We start from the raw sequence: 15,536 nt of genomic DNA, 5'->3' as shown, positions 1-15,536 counted from the left end.
TTGTCCTGAAGTCCTTTAGCCTGCCAGCCTTACCGCCGAAAGCGGTTGCGCAACTTTGATTCGCGGCTGGGGAAGCTTGGAACCTAACCGACGCCGGCTCGTTAGCCTCCGCGGACGAATTCCCCGAATTCAAACTCCCAGGAGATGCGGAAAATGGTGAACAAGGATCAGGTCGCGGGCATGGCCAAGCAGGTAAAGGGCTCTGTCAAGGAAGCTGCCGGCAAGGCGACCGGCAACAGGCAGACCCAAGCCGAAGGCACGGCCGACAAGATCGCCGGCAAGGTGCAGAAGGCCTATGGCGACGTGAAGGACAAGATCAAGAAGGCGCTCTGATCCCCATCGGGTATCGCTTTTGCCTGGGAAAGGCGGCCGCCAGGGCCGCCTTTTTCACGTGCTCCAGTCCTTGCTGAAGGCGTTGGTGAAGGCGACCTCGCCATGATCACCGGTCGCCTCGCCCAGCACCACGTCCATGGCGTCGCTAGTCACCCTGGCCAGCGCGAAGCCACCCATATAGGCAGCCTTCGGCTTGATGAGATCGAGCCCGTCGCCGCGGTAGATCAGCGGTGTGTCATGCTTGTGGCCGTGGAAGATGGCGACGACATTGTAGCCCTTCAGCGCCGCCAGCAGGGCCTGCCGGTCGGCCTCGCTCCACCAGTGCGGCGCGCCGGCACCGTCATCGTCATACGTCCTTTTGGCGGCATCCCACCGTTCTATCGAGAAGGTGTCCCAGCCATAGTGCTGGAACAGGATGACCGGGCGGCCATCCGCAGCGTAGGTGGCCAGATCCTGCTTCAGCCATGGCAGGCCGCTGTCGGCGCCGTGGCCGGTGTCGCCGGCGAAACGATGCGTCTGCACGAGATGCAGGCCTCCCCAGTCCCAGGAATAACAATCGCTGTCGACGTCGTAGTCGGTGGCCGGCACCGGCGGCTTGAAGAATACGCCGGCGCGGTGATTGACCTCGACATAGTCGCGCATTTCGCGCCGGTACCAGTCGACATGGTGCGGCGGGCCGTTCTGGTCGAGATCGTGGTTGCCGAGCCCGACATAGACAGGCACATGCACGCGATCGGAACCGACGCCTTGCTGGTAGCGCTGGCTGAATTGGAGCAGCTGGGTACCCTCGCTCGGCTGGGTGATCTGGCCGCCGCCATCGTCCGTGATGTCGCCGCCGACGACGAGGCCAAGCGGCGTGCCGATACGGCTGCCGGCCGAGCGCAGACCGGTGGCGACGCCGTTGATCTCGGCCGGCCAATCCTTGTCGCCGAGGGCGTTCAGCGCTGCGATGTTGCGCAGCAGCGCGGCGTCGGTCTTGCCTTCCTTTTGGCAGTTGGGGCTCAAGCCGCTCGCCATGCGACAGGCATGGACATCTGCGATGAACAGGAAGGTGGCGTCGATCGGCTGGACCCGCTGCCCGGTCTGGCTGCGTGCCGGGCACGACAACGCGCCGGCCGCGGCAAATCCCGCGGCCTGGGCCAGAAAGCTGCGTCGAGAAAACAAACCAGGCGAGCGGCGATTCATCATGAGGTGAATTTCAGCATGGAGAGCGGCCGGCCGTCCAGTTCAACGCGCGACATCGCGACAACAGCGTGACAGAACTGCTCGATCACGTTTCGGGATCATTTCCAGGCCTCGCCCTGCGCCGGCAGGCAGTCGCGCAGCACACCCGCATCCTGCGCCGTCTTAGCCATCGACATGGCGCCGGAATAGGTGGCTACGGCAAGTGTCGCAAAGCGCTTCGGGTCGGTGCCTTGTTCCCTGCCCGCCTGTTGGTCGACCCTGACCTTGTCGGCGATCGCCCGGCGCCATGCCGAAAAGATATGGGCAAGTGCCGCCCGGAAATCCGGATCGGCGAGCGACAGTTCATGCGCCAGATTGTTGAGCGGGCAGCCGCGCACGAAACCCTGTTGTTCCAGTTCTGCCGCCACGGCCTCGAACACCGCGCGCACGCCCTCGCGTGCCGAAGCCGCCGCCCGCACCGGCGCGATCCATGTCGCTTCTACCGCTGCCGCCACACGCTCGTCGATCACCGCCAGTGCCAGCGCCTTCTTGGTCGGAAAATGGTGATGCAGCGCGCCGCCGCTGACACCTGCCGCCGCCATCAGGTCGCCGAGGCTGGAGGCATGATAGCCGCGCGCCTGAAACGCCGCCTCCGCGACATCGAGCACCTTGTTGCGCATGCCTTCGGGGTCGTTGATGCGTTTTCGCGACCGAAGCCTCGGTCGCGTTGTGATCTCTGCTGACATTGCCGAACAATAGCATGTTGACAAAACAGGACAACCGGTCTTTTTATAAACAGGACAATCACCCTGTTTTTGGAGGCTGACGGATGAACCTGCCCCTGAATGCCACGCAGCAACCCGCGGTGCTCGCCTCGCCTGTGGTCGAGCTGCGGCAGTACACGCTGAAGCCCGGCAAGCGTGACACGCTCATCGACATCTTCGACGGCAGGCTGATCGAGGGCCAGAAGGACGCCGGGATGACCATCATCGGCCAGTTCCGGGATCTCGATCGTCCGGACATGTTCGTCTGGATGCGGGGTTTTGACGGCATGGACGCGCGCAAGCATGCCCTGACCGCCTTTTATGGCGGGCCGATCTGGGCGGCGCACAGCAATGCGGCCAATGCGACTATGATCGATTCCGACGATGTGTTGCTGCTCAAGCCGGCATGGCCAGGCGCCGGTTTCGACCTCTCGGGCACACTGCGGGCTAGCTTGGCTGCTGACCAAAAGTCGAGCCAGAACAGGCCCCTGACGAGCATTGTTGTCATCCGGATTCATCATTTGCGGCCAGGCGCCGAGGGCATTTTTGCCAGTCGCTTCGAGACCGAAATGGCGCCGCTGATGACCGCACCCGGCGCACGCATGCTCGCCGCGTTCGTTACCGAGCATACCGAAAACAGCTTTCCGCGCCTGCCGATACGGGCGACCGAAAACGTCTTCATCAGCGTCATGGGATTTGACAGCCCGGAAACACACGCCCGCCACGAGGCCACGCTGGCCGGTTCGGCTGCATCGCAGGCGTTTTGGCAAGCTGCCCAGCAGGATCTGACCAGACCAACCGAGACTTTGCGTCTGTCCCCGACCTCGCTTTCGCGGCTTGGGTAACCGTCCGCTTGATCAGGGATAGTGATGGTGCCTAAGCCCGGCAGGACGTGCCACCGGCACGCGCATTGTTCGGGCGCTAATCGAACCCGAAACTCTTACCGATGGCGCTGGCAACAAATGCCGGATCCTCCCAATGAGGATTGTGGCCACACTCCTCGGCGTGCACGAGGCTTGCCCCAACAAGGGCATCCAACAGCGCCCGCTGATGCGCCTCGCCGAACAGCGGGTCGTGCTCGCCGGCGATGATCAGCGTTCGAGCCTGCACGGCTCGCGCCAGGTCACTCAGATCGGTGCGGAGAATTTCCTTCAAGGTCGCTTGCCAGCGCGACACCGGCATCTCCGAGGCGTCTTTGGCCAGGCCTGCCAGAAAGGACTCGGGCACGCTAGGCCGGCAGGCATGCCACCAGGCATAGAACGGGTCGACCGGTGATATCGGGTCGCGCAGAGACTGAACGCCCATGACCAGTGGATGGTTCTGCGCCAGGTCGGGCTTCAACGTGCCGGCCAATAGCACCAGCCCGCCGATGAGCTCGTTATGCCGCGCGGCCAACGCGATAGCCACCATGGCGCCCAGCGAATGGCCGACGAGCACCGGCCGGTCAAGCTGCAAGTGGACGATCATTCCGGCAATGTCACTTGCGAAATCGGCGATGCGGCAACCTTCGCCAGTTTGCGACCCGCCGTGGCCGCGCAGATCCGGCATGATCAGCCGACGTCCGGCCAGGTGCGGCGCCAAGAGCGAAAAGCTGCGGCTGGTGTCGGTGAAGCCGTGCACCAACAGCAGCGCCGGCTCGGCGCCGGCGACCTCGACATAGGCGATGTCAAGATCGCCGCTATTGACGAATTTCTTGCGGCCAGCCCAGCCGTCCTGTTCCGCCCAAGCAATCGGCAAGGCATCAAATGCTGCCGGTCTCACAGGCCAAGCTTTTCCCTGACCGCCGCAAGGCCGGGCTTGCCGTCGAATGTGGTGACGCCGGCAAGCCAGGTGTCCAGACGATCCTTGTTCAGCGTGATCGCCTTCAGCCCCGCGTCTTCCGGCTTCATGCCGTCATTGATCAGGTAGCCCATGCCGACATTTTCGAAATCGATGTCAAAGGTGAGGTTTTTCAACAATTGCCCGGCATTCGGGCACTGTTGCAGATAGCCCTTGCGCACCTGCGTGGTCACCGTCGCGGCGCCGAGGTTGGGGCCATAAAATTTGTCGCCGCCGGTGAGATATTTGAAATCGTACATCGTGTTCATCGGATGCGGCGCCCAGCCCTGGAAGACGATGAACTGCTTTTCCTTGATCTCATAGCCGACCTCCGACAGCATGCCAGCTTCACTCGACTCGACGACCTGCCAGCCGTCTAGGCCAAGCGAGGGATCGGCAATGGCATCCATCATCAGTTGGTTCGAGCCGGGCTCGATGCCGTACATTTTCTTGCCGAACTTGTCGGCGAACTTGTGCAGGTCGGCAAAATCCTTGACGCCAGCGTCCCAGACGTAGGTCGGCACGGCGAAGGTGTATTTGGCGCCTTCCAGATTGACGCGCACGTCTTCGACCGAGCCATCCTTCTTGTAGGGCTCGTAATAGGTGACCATGGCCGGATTCCAATAGCCGAGGAACAGGTCGAGATCGTTGTTCTTCATGCCTTCATAGATGACGTTGATGCCTAGCACCGAGCTCTGTGGCTGGTAGCCGAGTGCACCCAGCAGGACATTGGCAACGCCGGTGGTGAAGGCCAGATCGTTCCAGCCGGGTTCGGCCATACGGACCGCCCTGCACTGTTCGGCCTCGGCCGCTTCAGCCGCAGAACAGGCCAACGCCAGGGCAGCGAGACAGACGCCATTCGCAAGGATGCGGAACATTTCGGTTCTCCTCATTTTTCGAAAATTGACCAATTGGTCTTTTTATTGTCCCATTGGTCAATAGTTGATCTGCGCGGACGAAAATGTCAATGTGGAATCGCAATGCATGGATCGATCCGGTGAAACTCAAGCGTCTCAGCGAGATACGCCGCAAGGAACTGCGGCAGGCGGCGTTCGCGGTGCTGGAGCGCGAGGGCATTGCCGGCGCGACGCTGGAAAAGGTGGCGGCCCAGGCCGGCGCCTCGAAGGGAATCGTGCTGCACTATTTCCGCAACAAGCAGGAGTTGTTCGAGCACGCGATGCGCGAAGCCAACGCCGTCCTGTGCCAGGCGGTGATTGCGCGCCTTCGCCGGGCGATCACCCCGATGGAGCGGATGGATGCCGTGATCGAGGGCAATTTCGAACCGCATCTTTTTCAACCGCCTCTGTGCCATGCTTGGCTTTCGCTCTGCGCCGAGGTGCCGCGCGACGAGAAGATGGCGCGTATCCAGAGAGTGATCCACGCGCGCATGCGCTCGAACCTGTTGTCCGGCCTGCGCGGCCTTGCCTCGCCGGCGGATGCCGACGACATCGCGCTTGGCGTCACCGCATTGATCGACGGGCTTTGGCTGCGGCTCGGCCTGCAGCCAGGCAGCGTCTCGCGCGAACAGGCGGTCCGCCAGGTCAAGAACTATGTCGCGGGACGGCTCGCCATTCGGGAACCCATGCGAGAGCCGGCGGTCGAAGTTCATACCGTCGGATAGGCCGATGGCTTGACCGCGGCCGCTTATATGCGGTGCTCTCGATGGCCAAGCTGCCTCGGAGCGTAGAATGAGACTTCACGACAAGCGCGCGCTGGTTACCGGCGGATCGGACGGTATCGGCCTTGCGATCGCCGAGGCCTTTTCGCGTGAAGGTGCGGACGTCCTGATCGTCGGCCGTGACACCAAAAAGCTCGACGCCGCGGCCAAGCACGTCGGCGGCAATGTCGAGACGCTGTCGGCCGATCTTGCCACCAGCGTCGGCATCGAAGGGGTGGCCGGGTAGGTGAAACATTCCGGTCGGCCGCTCGATATCCTCGTCAACAATGCCGGGGTGGCTTTCTTGGTGCCGTTCGAGACCGTCAGCAAGGAACAGTTCCAGCAATCCTTCGCGCTCAATGTAACGGCGGTGTTCTTCCTCACCTAGGCTCTGCTGCCGCATCTGGCAGCAGGCGCGTCGGTGATCAACATCTCGTCCTATTTCGCCAACAAGATGATCCCGAAGCGGCCGTCGAGCCTCTATTCCCTGTCGAAGGGCGCGGTGAACTCGCTGACCAAATCGCTGGCCTTCGAACTCGGGCCGCGCGGCATCCGCGTCAATGCCATCGCGCCCGGCACGGTCGACACCGCCATGCGGCGCAGCACGGTCGACTACCTGCCGGCCGAGGCAAAGGCGGAGCTGACGGCCTATGTCGAGCGGAGCTATCCCCTTGGCCGCATCGGCCGCCCCGACGATCTGGCCGGCATCACGGTCTATCTCGCCAGCGACGAGGCCGCCTGGACCAGCGGCGGCGTCTTTGCGATCGACGGCGGCTACACGGCCGGGTAAGCGTCCCGGCTCTCCCATCGAGGGGGCAAGCGCTTCAACCGATTTGCATCCGTCCTGCCCGCAATCTCCGCTTGAAGCCGTTTGTGCAACGCGATACGCCGTTGCCGACTTCGACAAGGAGAGACCCGTGACCGCTGCAAAGACCAGAACCGAAACCGACACGTTCGGCCCCATCGAAGTCGCCGCCGATCGTTATTGGGGGGCCCAGGCCCAGCGTTCGCTCGCGAATTTCAAGATAGGTTGGGAGAAGCAGCCGGCGTCGATCGTGCGCGCGCTCGGCATCGTCAAGCGGGCCGCGGCGGAAGCCAACATGGAACTGAAGCGGCTCGATCCGGCGATCGGCAAGGTCATCGTCGAGGCAACGCAAGAGGTTATCGACGGCAAGCTCAACGACCATTTCCCACTGGTCGTCTGGCAGACCGGCTCGGGCACGCAGTCCAACATGAACGCCAACGAAGTGATCTCCAACCGGGCGATCGAGATGCTGGGCGGCGTCATGGGCTCGAAGAAGCCCGTGCATCCCAACGACCACGTCAACATGAGCCAGTCGTCGAACGACACCTATCCGACGGCCATGCACATCGCTTGCGCCGAGCGCATCGTGCACGATTTGCTGCCGGCCCTGAAGCACCTGCACAAGGCGCTGGACGCCAAGAGCCGGGCTTTCGCCCACATCATCAAGATCGGCCGCACGCACACGCAGGATGCAACCCCCCTCACCCTCGGCCAGGAATTTTCGGGCTATGCCGCGCAGGTCGCTTCGTCGATCAAGCGCATCGAGCTGACGCTGCCCGGCCTGCAGGAGTTGGCGCAGGGCGGCACCGCCGTCGGCACCGGGCTCAATGCGCCCGTCGGTTTCGCCGAGAGGGTAGCGGACCGCATCGCCGCCATCACCGGCATCGCCTTCGTCACCGCGCCGAACAAGTTCGAGGCGCTGGCAGCCCACGATTCCATGGTGTTCTCGCACGGCGCGATCAACGCCTGCGCCGCCGCCCTGTTCAAGATCGCCAACGACATCCGCTTCCTCGGTTCCGGCCCGCGTTCGGGCCTCGGCGAACTGTCGCTGCCGGAGAACGAGCCGGGCTCGTCGATCATGCCGGGCAAGGTCAATCCGACCCAGTGCGAGGCAATGACCCAGGTCTGCGTGCAGGTGTTCGGCAACAATGCCGCGCTCACCTTCGCCGGCAGCCAGGGCCATTTCGAGCTCAACGTCTATAATCCGCTGATGGCCTACAACTTCCTGCAGTCGGTGCAGTTGCTCTGCGACGCTTCGGTCTCCTTCACCGACAATTGCGTCGTCGGGATCGAGGCGCGCGAAGACAACATCAAGGCGGCACTCGACCGCTCGCTGATGCTGGTGACGGCACTGGCGCCGACCATCGGCTACGACAATGCCGCCAAGATCGCCAAGACCGCGCACAAGAAGGGCACCACCTTGCGCGAGGAAGCGCTGGCCACCGGGCTGGTCAGCGAAGCCGACTACGACCGGCTGGTGCGGCCGGAGGACATGACGCACCCGGGGTAAGAGATTTGGCGACGGGAAAAAAATTACTCGCGTCGCGACCTCACTCGACGCGAATTTTGCGTAAGCCGCCCGCTCACGGAAACGTAAGTACTGTGAACAATGTGTCGCCAGTCTGGCGGCTTTGGTGAACAGTCAGCTTGCTCTATCTGGGTTGCATTGAACCCTTCCCAGAGAGAGCCACCATGTCCATCAACACTTCAGTCGCCGGTTCCGGCGCTTCCAATGCCTCAGCCACCATCCTCCTCGGTCGCGTCCTGCTTGCCGCCATCTTCCTGCTTTCAGGTTTCGGCAAGCTCACCGCGATCGCCGGCACAGCCGGTTATTTCGGCAGCCTCGGCCTGCCCGTACCGACCGCGACGGCCATCATCGTCGGCCTGATCGAGCTTGTCGGCGGCGCCGCCATACTTGTCGGCTTCCAGACCCGGATTGCCGCCTGGGTGCTCGCTATCTTCACCGTCGCCACCGCGCTGGTCGCCCACACCGGCTGGGCCGATCAGATGCAGATGATCAACTTCCTCAAGAATCTGGGGATTGCCGGCGGCTTCATCGTGCTGGCCACCTCGGGTGCCGGCGCCTACTCGGTTGATGCCAAGCGCGGCTGATCCACAGCCAGAACACGAAAAACAAAAGCGGCGCGGAATTTTCCGCGCCGCTTTTTCGTTGTCGGTGCACAAGTCCATGTCCCGATTTGCCAGCCGGGATTTACGCCCGCATTGCTGGTAGGATCGACCTTCAGATGCGCAACAGGACCAGCCGGCCGGACTGACGACGGAGATGACAAGCATGCCTCGTAATGCACTGCTTCTGCTTTCCCGGCTGCTGCTTGCCGCCTTGTTCGTACCCTCCGGCTTCCACGCGCTTTCCGACATTGTCGGCACGACAGGCTATTTCGCCAGCCTCGGCCTGCCGCTGCCGACGCTCGCCGCCTGGGGCACCGGCTTGTTCGAACTGATCGCCGGGCTGCTCATCCTGGCCGGTTTCCAGACCCGGATCACGGCGCTGCTGCTCGCCGCCTTCTGCATTGTCGCTGGTTTCATCGGCCATTACGGCCAGGGCGGCGACGACGCGATGCTTGCCTTCCTGCATTCGCAGATGCTGATGAAGGACATCGCCATATCAGGCGGCTTCCTGGCGCTGGCGATGGCCGGCGCGGGTGCCTGGTCGGCCGACGGGCGTGGTTCGGCGTAAGGCCTATTTGACGTATACGCTCTATTTCACCGAAACGCTTGGGCCGCCCTCGACGGCCAGCACCAGCCGACGGTTGGTGATCCTTGCCAGTTGCGCCAAGCGGCCAGCCGGCCGTTCGCCATAGAGGTCGGCCAGAGATGCAGGCAGCACCAGAGCCAGCACGCCGTTGCCGCGCTGTTCCCATTTCAGCCGGGGCATGATGCCAGGCATCGATGCCGTGAGCAGGTAGACGACGCGCATCATCGCCGCCAGCACGCGTGCCCGCTCCAGGTAACGCGGCGAAGCCAGCGCCTTGATCTCGGGTGCGATGGCCTCGTTGAAGATGCCGTCGTGACGATAGGCGTTGGCCAGTGCCAGGAAGGCACGGCCGGGATGGTCGACGCCGAAGAAGGACGCGTGCGCGATAATGTTGAGCGACTGCTTGCCGCGATATTCGGGATGCGCGCGCCAGCCGATATCGGCTAGCAATGCGGCGGCGTGGCGATAGCGCGCCTCGTCCTCGGTCTCGTCGATGCCGAAGGCGGCAAAGGTCCTGGCGGTCCAGTCGACAAGTTCATGCGCATGAGTGACGGAGCGTGAGCGCAGCCGGGCGAGTTCCTCCGACGCCGAAATCAATGGATCGGCCTTCTGCTCGGCCTCATCGAGCAGCGAATAGAGAAAGCCCTCGCGCACGCCGAGCGCCGACACGATGACCTTCGACGGCTGCATCGCCGCCATGATCTCCTGCAGCACGATGGCGCCATAAGGCAGCAGCGAACGGCGGTTCTTCGAAACGCCTTCGATGCCCTTGACCTTCTCGATCTCGGCTTTGGCCACCTGCTTGAGGAAGTTCGTCGCACTGTCGGCGCTGATCTCGTAATGGTGCATGACACCGAGCGGATAATTTGTCATTTCCATGTGCAGCCGGGCGAGATTTCGCCAGGTGCCGCCGACCGCGTAGAAGGGCCTGCCCTGCCCGCCTTTCAACAGCCTGGCCCTCGACAGTTCGTCACGCGTGATCTTGGCCGCCTGGGTCAGCGAGTTCTTCGCCATGTCCTGCAGGCGCAAGCCGCCAAGCGGCAGCGTTATGCCGTCGCCGATCGCCTCGCCGTTGACGTCGACCAGTTCGAGGCTGCCGCCACCCAGATCGCCGGCGATGCCATTGGCCGGATGGAAGCCCGAAATGACGCCGAGCGCCGAATAATAGGCTTCCTGGCGGCCACTGATCACCCGGATCTCGGTCTTGAGCACATCCTCGGCACGGTGGATGAAATCGGGACCGTTGATCGCCTCGCGCGCGGCGGCGGTGGCCAGCACGTACATGTGCTCGGCGCCGGCCTGGTCGGAGAGCGCGCGAAAGCGGCGGAACTCTTCCATCGAGCGCGTCACCGCCTCGGGGTCGAGCTTGCCGGTGGAAACGATGCCGCGGCCGAGGCCGGCCAGCATCTTTTCGTTGAAAAGCATGGTCGGCGAGCGCGCCAGCCCCTCATAGACGACGAGGCGGATCGAATTCGACCCGATGTCGATGATGGATAGCGGTCGGCGGTCCTGCAACCGCCCCTGGGAATCAGACAGCATCAGGTGGACGCTGCAGCGTTCTTCTTGCGGCGCTTGAACTGCGCGATGCGCTTGGGCGCGTGCGACTTCAGCGCGTCACCCCGTCCCGACAGGCTCGGATTGGTCATGAAATATTCCTGCGCGTTGAACGGTTCCTCGCCCTCCTCCAGCACGACGCGCCGGGAGGTTCCATCAGCCAATACGTCGAAACTTTGCTGATTGTCCATGATGTTGCCCAGCATGATCTGGCCCAGGATCTGTTCATGCACAGTTGGATTGGTGATCGGCACCATGGTCTCGACTCGGCGGTCGAGATTGCGCGGCATGAGGTCGGCCGACGAGATGTAGACGATCGCCTCGTCCGATGGCAGCCCATGACCATTGCCGAAGCAATAGATGCGGCTGTGTTCCAGAAAACGGCCGACGATCGACTTGACCCTGATATTTTCCGACAGGCCCGGCACCTGCGGGCGCAGGCAGCAGATGCCGCGCACAACGAGGTCGATCTCGACGCCGGCACGGCTGGCGTCATAGAGCGCATCGATGATGATCGGATCGACAAGCGCGTTCATCTTCATCCAGATGCGCGCTGGCCTCCCCTCCACCGCATGAGCAATCTCGTCGGCAATATGCTTCAAGATGCGGCTTCTCAGCGTGAACGGCGAGATCGCCAACCGCATCTCATCCGTCGGCTCGGCATAGCCGGTGATGAAATTGAAGAGCTGGGCGACATCGCGGGCAATCGTCGGATCGGTGGTGAAGAAAGACAGATCGGTGTAGATGCGCGCGGTGACCGGATGGTAGTTGCCGGTGCCGAGATGGACATAGTTGCGCAGCTTGCCGTCTTCGCGCCGCACCACCAGCGACATTTTCGCATGGGTTTTCAGCTCAAGGAAGCCGAACACGACCTGCACACCGGCGCGCTCCAGGTCGCGCGCCCAGCGGATGTTGGCTTCCTCGTCGAAACGCGCCTTGAGCTCGACCAGCGCGGTCACCGACTTGCCGGCCTCGGCCGCATCGACCAGCGCGCGCACGATCGGGCTGTCGTTGGAAGTGCGGTAAAGCGTCTGCTTGATCGCCACCACTTCCGGATCGGCCATCGCCTGGCGCAGGAACTGCACCACCACATCGAAGGATTCGTAGGGGTGATGGACGACGATGTCCTTCTCGCGGATAGCGGCGAAGCAGTCGCCGCCGTGCTCGCGGATGCGCTCGGGAAAGCGCGGATTGTAGGGCGTGAACTTGAGGTCGTCGCGCGGGACGGCGACGATCTCGGAAATCTGGCTGAGCGCCAGCGGACCGGTCAGAACGCTGATGCGGCTCGACGATACGCCTAGCTCGCCGGCAACGAATTCGCGCAGTTCCGCCGGCATCAAGACGTCGAATTCGATGCGGATCACCGACCCGCGGCGGCGGCGCTTCAGCGCCGTCTCGAACAGGCGCACCAGATCCTCGGATTCCTCCTCGACCTCGATATCACTGTCGCGGATGATGCGGAACGTGCCGGAGCCCTTGACCTCATAGCCTGGGAACAGCTTGCCGATATAGAGGCCGACTGCCTCTTCCAGCGGGATGAAGCGGACATGGTGCTTGCGGTCCGGCAAACGGATGAAGCGCTTCAGCGCCACAGGGAGGCGCAGAAGCGCGCTCATCTCTTCGCCGTTCTTGCGGTGGCGCAATTGCAGCGCCATCGAGAAACCGAGATTGGGGATGAACGGGAACGGATGCGCCGGGTCGATCGACAGCGGCGTCAGCACCGGAAACACCTGCTCCTGGAAATGGTCTTCCAGCCAGATCTTTTCGTCCTTGGTCAGTGCATCACGGGTGATGCTCTCGATGCCTTCCTTATTGAGCAGCACGATGAGTGCCGAAAGGCTCTTCTGCTGGTCTTCCTGCAGCCGTTCGACCTCCCGCAGCAGCTGCTCGAGCTGCTGTTCGGGGGTGCGGCCGTCAGGGCTCTTCAGCGTGATGCCCTCGCGCACCTGGCCGGCAAGACCAGCGACGCGGACCATGAAAAACTCGTCGAGGTTGGCCGCCGAGATCGACAGGAAACGGACGCGCTCCAGCAGCGGATGATTGAGGTTCAGCGACTCCTCGAGAACGCGCCGGTTGAACTGCAGCCAGGAAAACTCCCGGTTGACAAAGCGATCCGGGTTGCCGCCCTCCGGGCGAGCCACCTCGACATTCACGAATTCGCTCTGCACCGGCTTCAGTTCGTTCATTTTTCCTGCTCTTCCCTCACGCTCCGCCGCCGAGCGACGCAACCTTCCCGGATGCGCCGCAGGTGCCCAGAAGCGAGGCCTGACCCTCTCCGTAACCCGATTCCGTTTTCGGGGGGCATTGCCTTAACCGGCTTAACTTATCCTCTGACAGGCTTTTGCGACAGTTTGATTTCATCGAACTTGCAAAGAGACCGGTTATGATCCAGATGCAGAAGAGACTGCGTTAAGGAGACGACGACGATGGCAGGCGGTTCCATTCCCCATTTCCAGAACGATGCGGGCCACCCGGCGATCGACATCGGCGTCAAGGAATTCATGTGCACGGGCGCCAACCCGCCTTTCGACCACCCGCATGTGTTTCTCGACATGGGCGACGACAACGAAAAGGTCTGCCCCTATTGCTCGACGCTCTACCGCTATTCGTCCAAGCTGAAGGCGACAGAAACGCTGCCGGCCGGCTGTATCTACATCGACCAGGCCGCCTGATTCCTTCGCGGCAAGCCCGATGGACAACACGCGGTCCCGGCAAATCGTCATCGCCGGGGCGGGTGTCGCCGGGCTGACCGCCGCGCTGGCGTTCGCCGAACGCGGCTACCGCGTGCAGGTGTTCGAACAGGCGCAGCGCCTGGAAGCCGCAGGCGCCGGCATCCAGCTTTCTCCCAACGCAACAGGCATTCTTCGCCAGCTTGGCGCGCTCGACCGGCTGCTGCCGGCAGCGGTGCGGCCGGAAGCGGTGGTGTTGAAGGACGCCGCGACGTTGCGCGAACTGGCACGCGTGCCGCTGGGACAAGCCGCCGAAGCCCGCTGGCAGGCACCCTATCTCGTTGCTCACAGGGCTGACTTGCAGAGCGCACTGACTGCGCGCGTTGCCGAGATGCCGAACATCGTTCTTTCTCCCGGCGCACATGTCAGCGGCGTTGCCAAAGGCAGCCATGGTGTCACAGTGGCTGCCGAGATGGACGGCGAGACCATCGAGGCCGAGGGCTTGCTGCTGGTCGGCGCCGATGGCGTCTGGTCATCGGTGCGCGGGCTTGTCGACACAACCAGGGGAGCGGCCTCGCCAAGAAGTCACTTTTCGGGCGAACTGGCCTGGCGTGCCACCATTCCCGCCGACAGCGCTGCCGGAAAAGCCTTCGCCGAGATCGGCGCCACCGATTGCGTCACGACCTTCCTGCATCCCGGCTTCCACATGGTCGCCTATCCCGTCAGCAAAGGTGCTGCCTTCAATCTTGTCGCTTTCACCAAAGGCGAACGCATTGCCGAGGGCTGGTCCGGGAACGCCGACACCAGGATCTTGACCGGTGCCATGCGCGGTACGGCAGCAGCACTTGCCCGTCTGATCGAGGAAGCCGGCGGGTGGACGGCGTGGCCGATCCATACGGTCGAGAGTAAGCAGCCTTGGACGAACGACCGCATCGCGCTGATCGGCGATGCGGCGCATGCGATGACGCCGTTCGCGGCGCAAGGTGCCGCCATGGCGATCGAAGATGCGGCCGCACTTGCGGATGTCGTTGCGGACTTGCCCGGCGATCCGGCACAAGGTCTTCAAATCTGGGAGAACCTGCGACGGCCGCGCGTCGCCAGGGTCGCCCGTCGTGGCGCCCTCAACCGCCTCGCCTGGCATGCCGCGGGTCCAGTCTCCATCGCACGCAATCTGTTCCTGAAAATGCGCTCGTCTGAAAAACTCGCCGCCGATCTGGACTGGCTTTATGGCTGGCAGCCGCAGAAAATCATCCGGCGCTGAAAGCTGGGGCATAGGCCGAATGCCGGCCCATAGAACGGAGTTAATTGTAAAGCCGCATCGACAGGCCGAGCGAAGCCGGCAGCGGATTCCACCAGCCGGTGCGCAAGCCGGCGGTACGCAAGGCTGCCGCCGTCCAGGTGTTGCAGCCGACCAACGCGTTGAAATGGCCGTTGGCTTCATAGAAGCGGTCGAAGCTGGAATAGGCCGCGCCCGGAACAAGAAGCGGCCCTTGCGGCCCCCGTTGGAAACTCGCATCGATGAAATCGAGCAGTGCCGCAAAACGCTCCTCGCCGATGTCGAAGCCGGCGACATCCGGATGCGGTTCGACTATGGCGCCAGCAACGTCGACATGCATGACCGACGCGTCGAGGGTCAGTGCCTTCATCACCGGGATGGCCTTGAGCTCGGACCATGTCGGCGTCTCCAGGTAGAAGGCGCGACCACCCCAGCCGAAGACGAAGTAGCGAACTTCCGGACCATCGGCTGGGATGCCGGCGTCGACCAGGAAATGGAACCGCTGGCGCACCCTGTCGTCGACCGGGATGGCGATGTCGGTGTGGATCGGGTTGTTCAGCACCAGGATATGGCGCGTGTTGGCGGGATTGGCGGCGGCCGGCGGCCACAGCGGCCGCGGCACGAGAGTGCCCAGCGTCACAGCGAACGCAACGACGATCAACGGCAGGCCTAGAAAACGTCGCAGCTTTTTCATGAATGGCGGCCTTGCAAACGCACCCCGGCGCGGCACGAACCGCCCGCATCCTGCTCATCCATACGCAAAAAAGCCCGGCACTGTTT

General features: G+C 63.1%; 15 protein-coding genes and 1 pseudogene. 9 read left to right on the top strand and 7 right to left on the bottom strand.

Going from position 1 to position 15,536, the window contains the following annotated elements; translation table 11 throughout:
* Nucleotides 1-144 precede the first annotated feature (144 nt).
* Nucleotides 145-333, top strand: a complete 189-nt coding sequence (locus AC1DYW_RS12700) for a CsbD family protein (protein ID WP_477226350.1) — start codon at nucleotides 145-147, stop codon at nucleotides 331-333.
* 54 nt (nucleotides 334-387) lie between these two features.
* Here AC1DYW_RS12700 and AC1DYW_RS12695 read toward each other — a convergent pair whose 3' ends face one another.
* On the bottom strand, nucleotides 388-1,521 hold the full coding sequence (locus AC1DYW_RS12695; protein ID WP_477226349.1) for a metallophosphoesterase: 1,134 nt from the start codon (nucleotides 1,519-1,521) through the stop codon (nucleotides 388-390).
* Between the two features lie 95 nt (nucleotides 1,522-1,616).
* Nucleotides 1,617-2,177, bottom strand: coding sequence for a TetR/AcrR family transcriptional regulator (locus AC1DYW_RS12690; protein ID WP_477226348.1), 561 nt, complete (start codon nucleotides 2,175-2,177; stop codon nucleotides 1,617-1,619).
* 149 nt (nucleotides 2,178-2,326) lie between these two features.
* On the opposite strand from AC1DYW_RS12690, the gene AC1DYW_RS12685 reads away from it, so the two are divergent.
* Nucleotides 2,327-3,106, top strand: coding sequence for an NIPSNAP family protein (locus AC1DYW_RS12685; protein WP_477226347.1), 780 nt, complete (start codon nucleotides 2,327-2,329; stop codon nucleotides 3,104-3,106).
* A gap of 76 nt (nucleotides 3,107-3,182) precedes the next feature.
* Here AC1DYW_RS12685 and AC1DYW_RS12680 read toward each other — a convergent pair whose 3' ends face one another.
* Both AC1DYW_RS12680 and choX read right to left on the bottom strand, forming a co-directional pair.
* Nucleotides 3,183-4,022, bottom strand: coding sequence for an alpha/beta fold hydrolase (locus AC1DYW_RS12680; protein WP_477226346.1), 840 nt, complete (start codon nucleotides 4,020-4,022; stop codon nucleotides 3,183-3,185).
* The gene (gene choX, locus AC1DYW_RS12675) at nucleotides 4,019-4,957 is read right to left on the bottom strand and encodes a choline ABC transporter substrate-binding protein (protein ID WP_477226345.1); all 939 of its coding nucleotides are present in this window, start codon (nucleotides 4,955-4,957) and stop codon (nucleotides 4,019-4,021) included. The genes AC1DYW_RS12680 and choX overlap by 4 nt, the downstream gene beginning before the upstream one ends.
* A gap of 83 nt (nucleotides 4,958-5,040) precedes the next feature.
* Between choX and betI the strand changes: the two genes are divergently transcribed.
* From betI to AC1DYW_RS12650, 5 genes and pseudogenes are all read left to right on the top strand, one after another.
* Nucleotides 5,041-5,700, top strand: a complete 660-nt coding sequence (gene betI, locus AC1DYW_RS12670) for a choline-binding transcriptional repressor BetI (protein WP_477226344.1) — start codon at nucleotides 5,041-5,043, stop codon at nucleotides 5,698-5,700.
* A 67-nt stretch (nucleotides 5,701-5,767) separates the two neighbouring features.
* Nucleotides 5,768-6,526, top strand: a pseudogene (locus AC1DYW_RS12665) (SDR family NAD(P)-dependent oxidoreductase).
* Between the two features lie 127 nt (nucleotides 6,527-6,653).
* Nucleotides 6,654-8,051, top strand: coding sequence for a class II fumarate hydratase (gene fumC, locus AC1DYW_RS12660; RefSeq protein WP_477226343.1), 1,398 nt, complete (start codon nucleotides 6,654-6,656; stop codon nucleotides 8,049-8,051).
* A 182-nt stretch (nucleotides 8,052-8,233) separates the two neighbouring features.
* Nucleotides 8,234-8,653 carry a DoxX family protein gene (locus tag AC1DYW_RS12655; RefSeq protein WP_477226342.1) on the top strand — a complete coding sequence of 140 codons (420 nt, stop codon included), beginning with the start codon at nucleotides 8,234-8,236 and terminating at the stop codon, nucleotides 8,651-8,653.
* Between the two features lie 181 nt (nucleotides 8,654-8,834).
* Nucleotides 8,835-9,239, top strand: coding sequence for a DoxX family protein (locus tag AC1DYW_RS12650; RefSeq protein ID WP_477226341.1), 405 nt, complete (start codon nucleotides 8,835-8,837; stop codon nucleotides 9,237-9,239).
* Between the two features lie 21 nt (nucleotides 9,240-9,260).
* On the opposite strand, the gene ppx is transcribed toward AC1DYW_RS12650, so the two are convergent.
* Together ppx and AC1DYW_RS12640 are read right to left on the bottom strand one after the other, a co-directional pair.
* Nucleotides 9,261-10,796, bottom strand: coding sequence for an exopolyphosphatase (gene ppx / locus AC1DYW_RS12645; RefSeq protein ID WP_477226340.1), 1,536 nt, complete (start codon nucleotides 10,794-10,796; stop codon nucleotides 9,261-9,263).
* Nucleotides 10,796-12,997 carry an RNA degradosome polyphosphate kinase gene (locus AC1DYW_RS12640; protein WP_477226339.1) on the bottom strand — a complete coding sequence of 734 codons (2,202 nt, stop codon included), beginning with the start codon at nucleotides 12,995-12,997 and terminating at the stop codon, nucleotides 10,796-10,798. The genes ppx and AC1DYW_RS12640 overlap by 1 nt, the downstream gene beginning before the upstream one ends.
* 240 nt (nucleotides 12,998-13,237) lie before the next feature.
* Between AC1DYW_RS12640 and AC1DYW_RS12635 the strand changes: the two genes are divergently transcribed.
* Both AC1DYW_RS12635 and AC1DYW_RS12630 read left to right on the top strand, forming a co-directional pair.
* The gene (locus tag AC1DYW_RS12635) at nucleotides 13,238-13,483 is read left to right on the top strand and encodes a zinc-finger domain-containing protein (RefSeq protein ID WP_095086137.1); all 246 of its coding nucleotides are present in this window, start codon (nucleotides 13,238-13,240) and stop codon (nucleotides 13,481-13,483) included.
* Between the two features lie 19 nt (nucleotides 13,484-13,502).
* On the top strand, nucleotides 13,503-14,741 hold the full coding sequence (locus tag AC1DYW_RS12630) for an FAD-dependent monooxygenase (RefSeq protein WP_477226338.1): 1,239 nt from the start codon (nucleotides 13,503-13,505) through the stop codon (nucleotides 14,739-14,741).
* A gap of 40 nt (nucleotides 14,742-14,781) precedes the next feature.
* Here the strand turns inward: AC1DYW_RS12630 and AC1DYW_RS12625 are convergent, their stop codons facing one another.
* Nucleotides 14,782-15,450, bottom strand: a complete 669-nt coding sequence (locus AC1DYW_RS12625) for a TIGR02117 family protein (protein WP_477226337.1) — start codon at nucleotides 15,448-15,450, stop codon at nucleotides 14,782-14,784.
* Between the last annotated feature and the right edge of the window lie 86 nt (nucleotides 15,451-15,536).

This window comes from Mesorhizobium sp. P2_D5, assembly GCF_056404355.1.
This window is presented reverse-complemented; position numbering and strand designations above follow the sequence as displayed.

Coding starts and splice junctions, on each gene's coding strand:
- AC1DYW_RS12655 (WP_477226342.1), top strand. CDS start 8,234: ATGTCCATCAACACTTCAGTCGCCGGTTCCGGCGCTTCCAATGCCTCA.
- AC1DYW_RS12625 (WP_477226337.1), bottom strand. CDS start 15,450: ATGAAAAAGCTGCGACGTTTTCTAGGCCTGCCGTTGATCGTCGTTGCG.
- AC1DYW_RS12650 (WP_477226341.1), top strand. CDS start 8,835: ATGCCTCGTAATGCACTGCTTCTGCTTTCCCGGCTGCTGCTTGCCGCC.
- betI (WP_477226344.1), top strand. CDS start 5,041: ATGTCAATGTGGAATCGCAATGCATGGATCGATCCGGTGAAACTCAAG.
- AC1DYW_RS12685 (WP_477226347.1), top strand. CDS start 2,327: ATGAACCTGCCCCTGAATGCCACGCAGCAACCCGCGGTGCTCGCCTCG.
- AC1DYW_RS12695 (WP_477226349.1), bottom strand. CDS start 1,521: ATGATGAATCGCCGCTCGCCTGGTTTGTTTTCTCGACGCAGCTTTCTG.
- AC1DYW_RS12700 (WP_477226350.1), top strand. CDS start 145: ATGCGGAAAATGGTGAACAAGGATCAGGTCGCGGGCATGGCCAAGCAG.
- AC1DYW_RS12635 (WP_095086137.1), top strand. CDS start 13,238: ATGGCAGGCGGTTCCATTCCCCATTTCCAGAACGATGCGGGCCACCCG.
- AC1DYW_RS12690 (WP_477226348.1), bottom strand. CDS start 2,177: ATGCGCAACAAGGTGCTCGATGTCGCGGAGGCGGCGTTTCAGGCGCGC.
- AC1DYW_RS12640 (WP_477226339.1), bottom strand. CDS start 12,997: ATGAACGAACTGAAGCCGGTGCAGAGCGAATTCGTGAATGTCGAGGTG.
- choX (WP_477226345.1), bottom strand. CDS start 4,957: ATGTTCCGCATCCTTGCGAATGGCGTCTGTCTCGCTGCCCTGGCGTTG.
- AC1DYW_RS12630 (WP_477226338.1), top strand. CDS start 13,503: ATGGACAACACGCGGTCCCGGCAAATCGTCATCGCCGGGGCGGGTGTC.
- ppx (WP_477226340.1), bottom strand. CDS start 10,796: ATGCTGTCTGATTCCCAGGGGCGGTTGCAGGACCGCCGACCGCTATCC.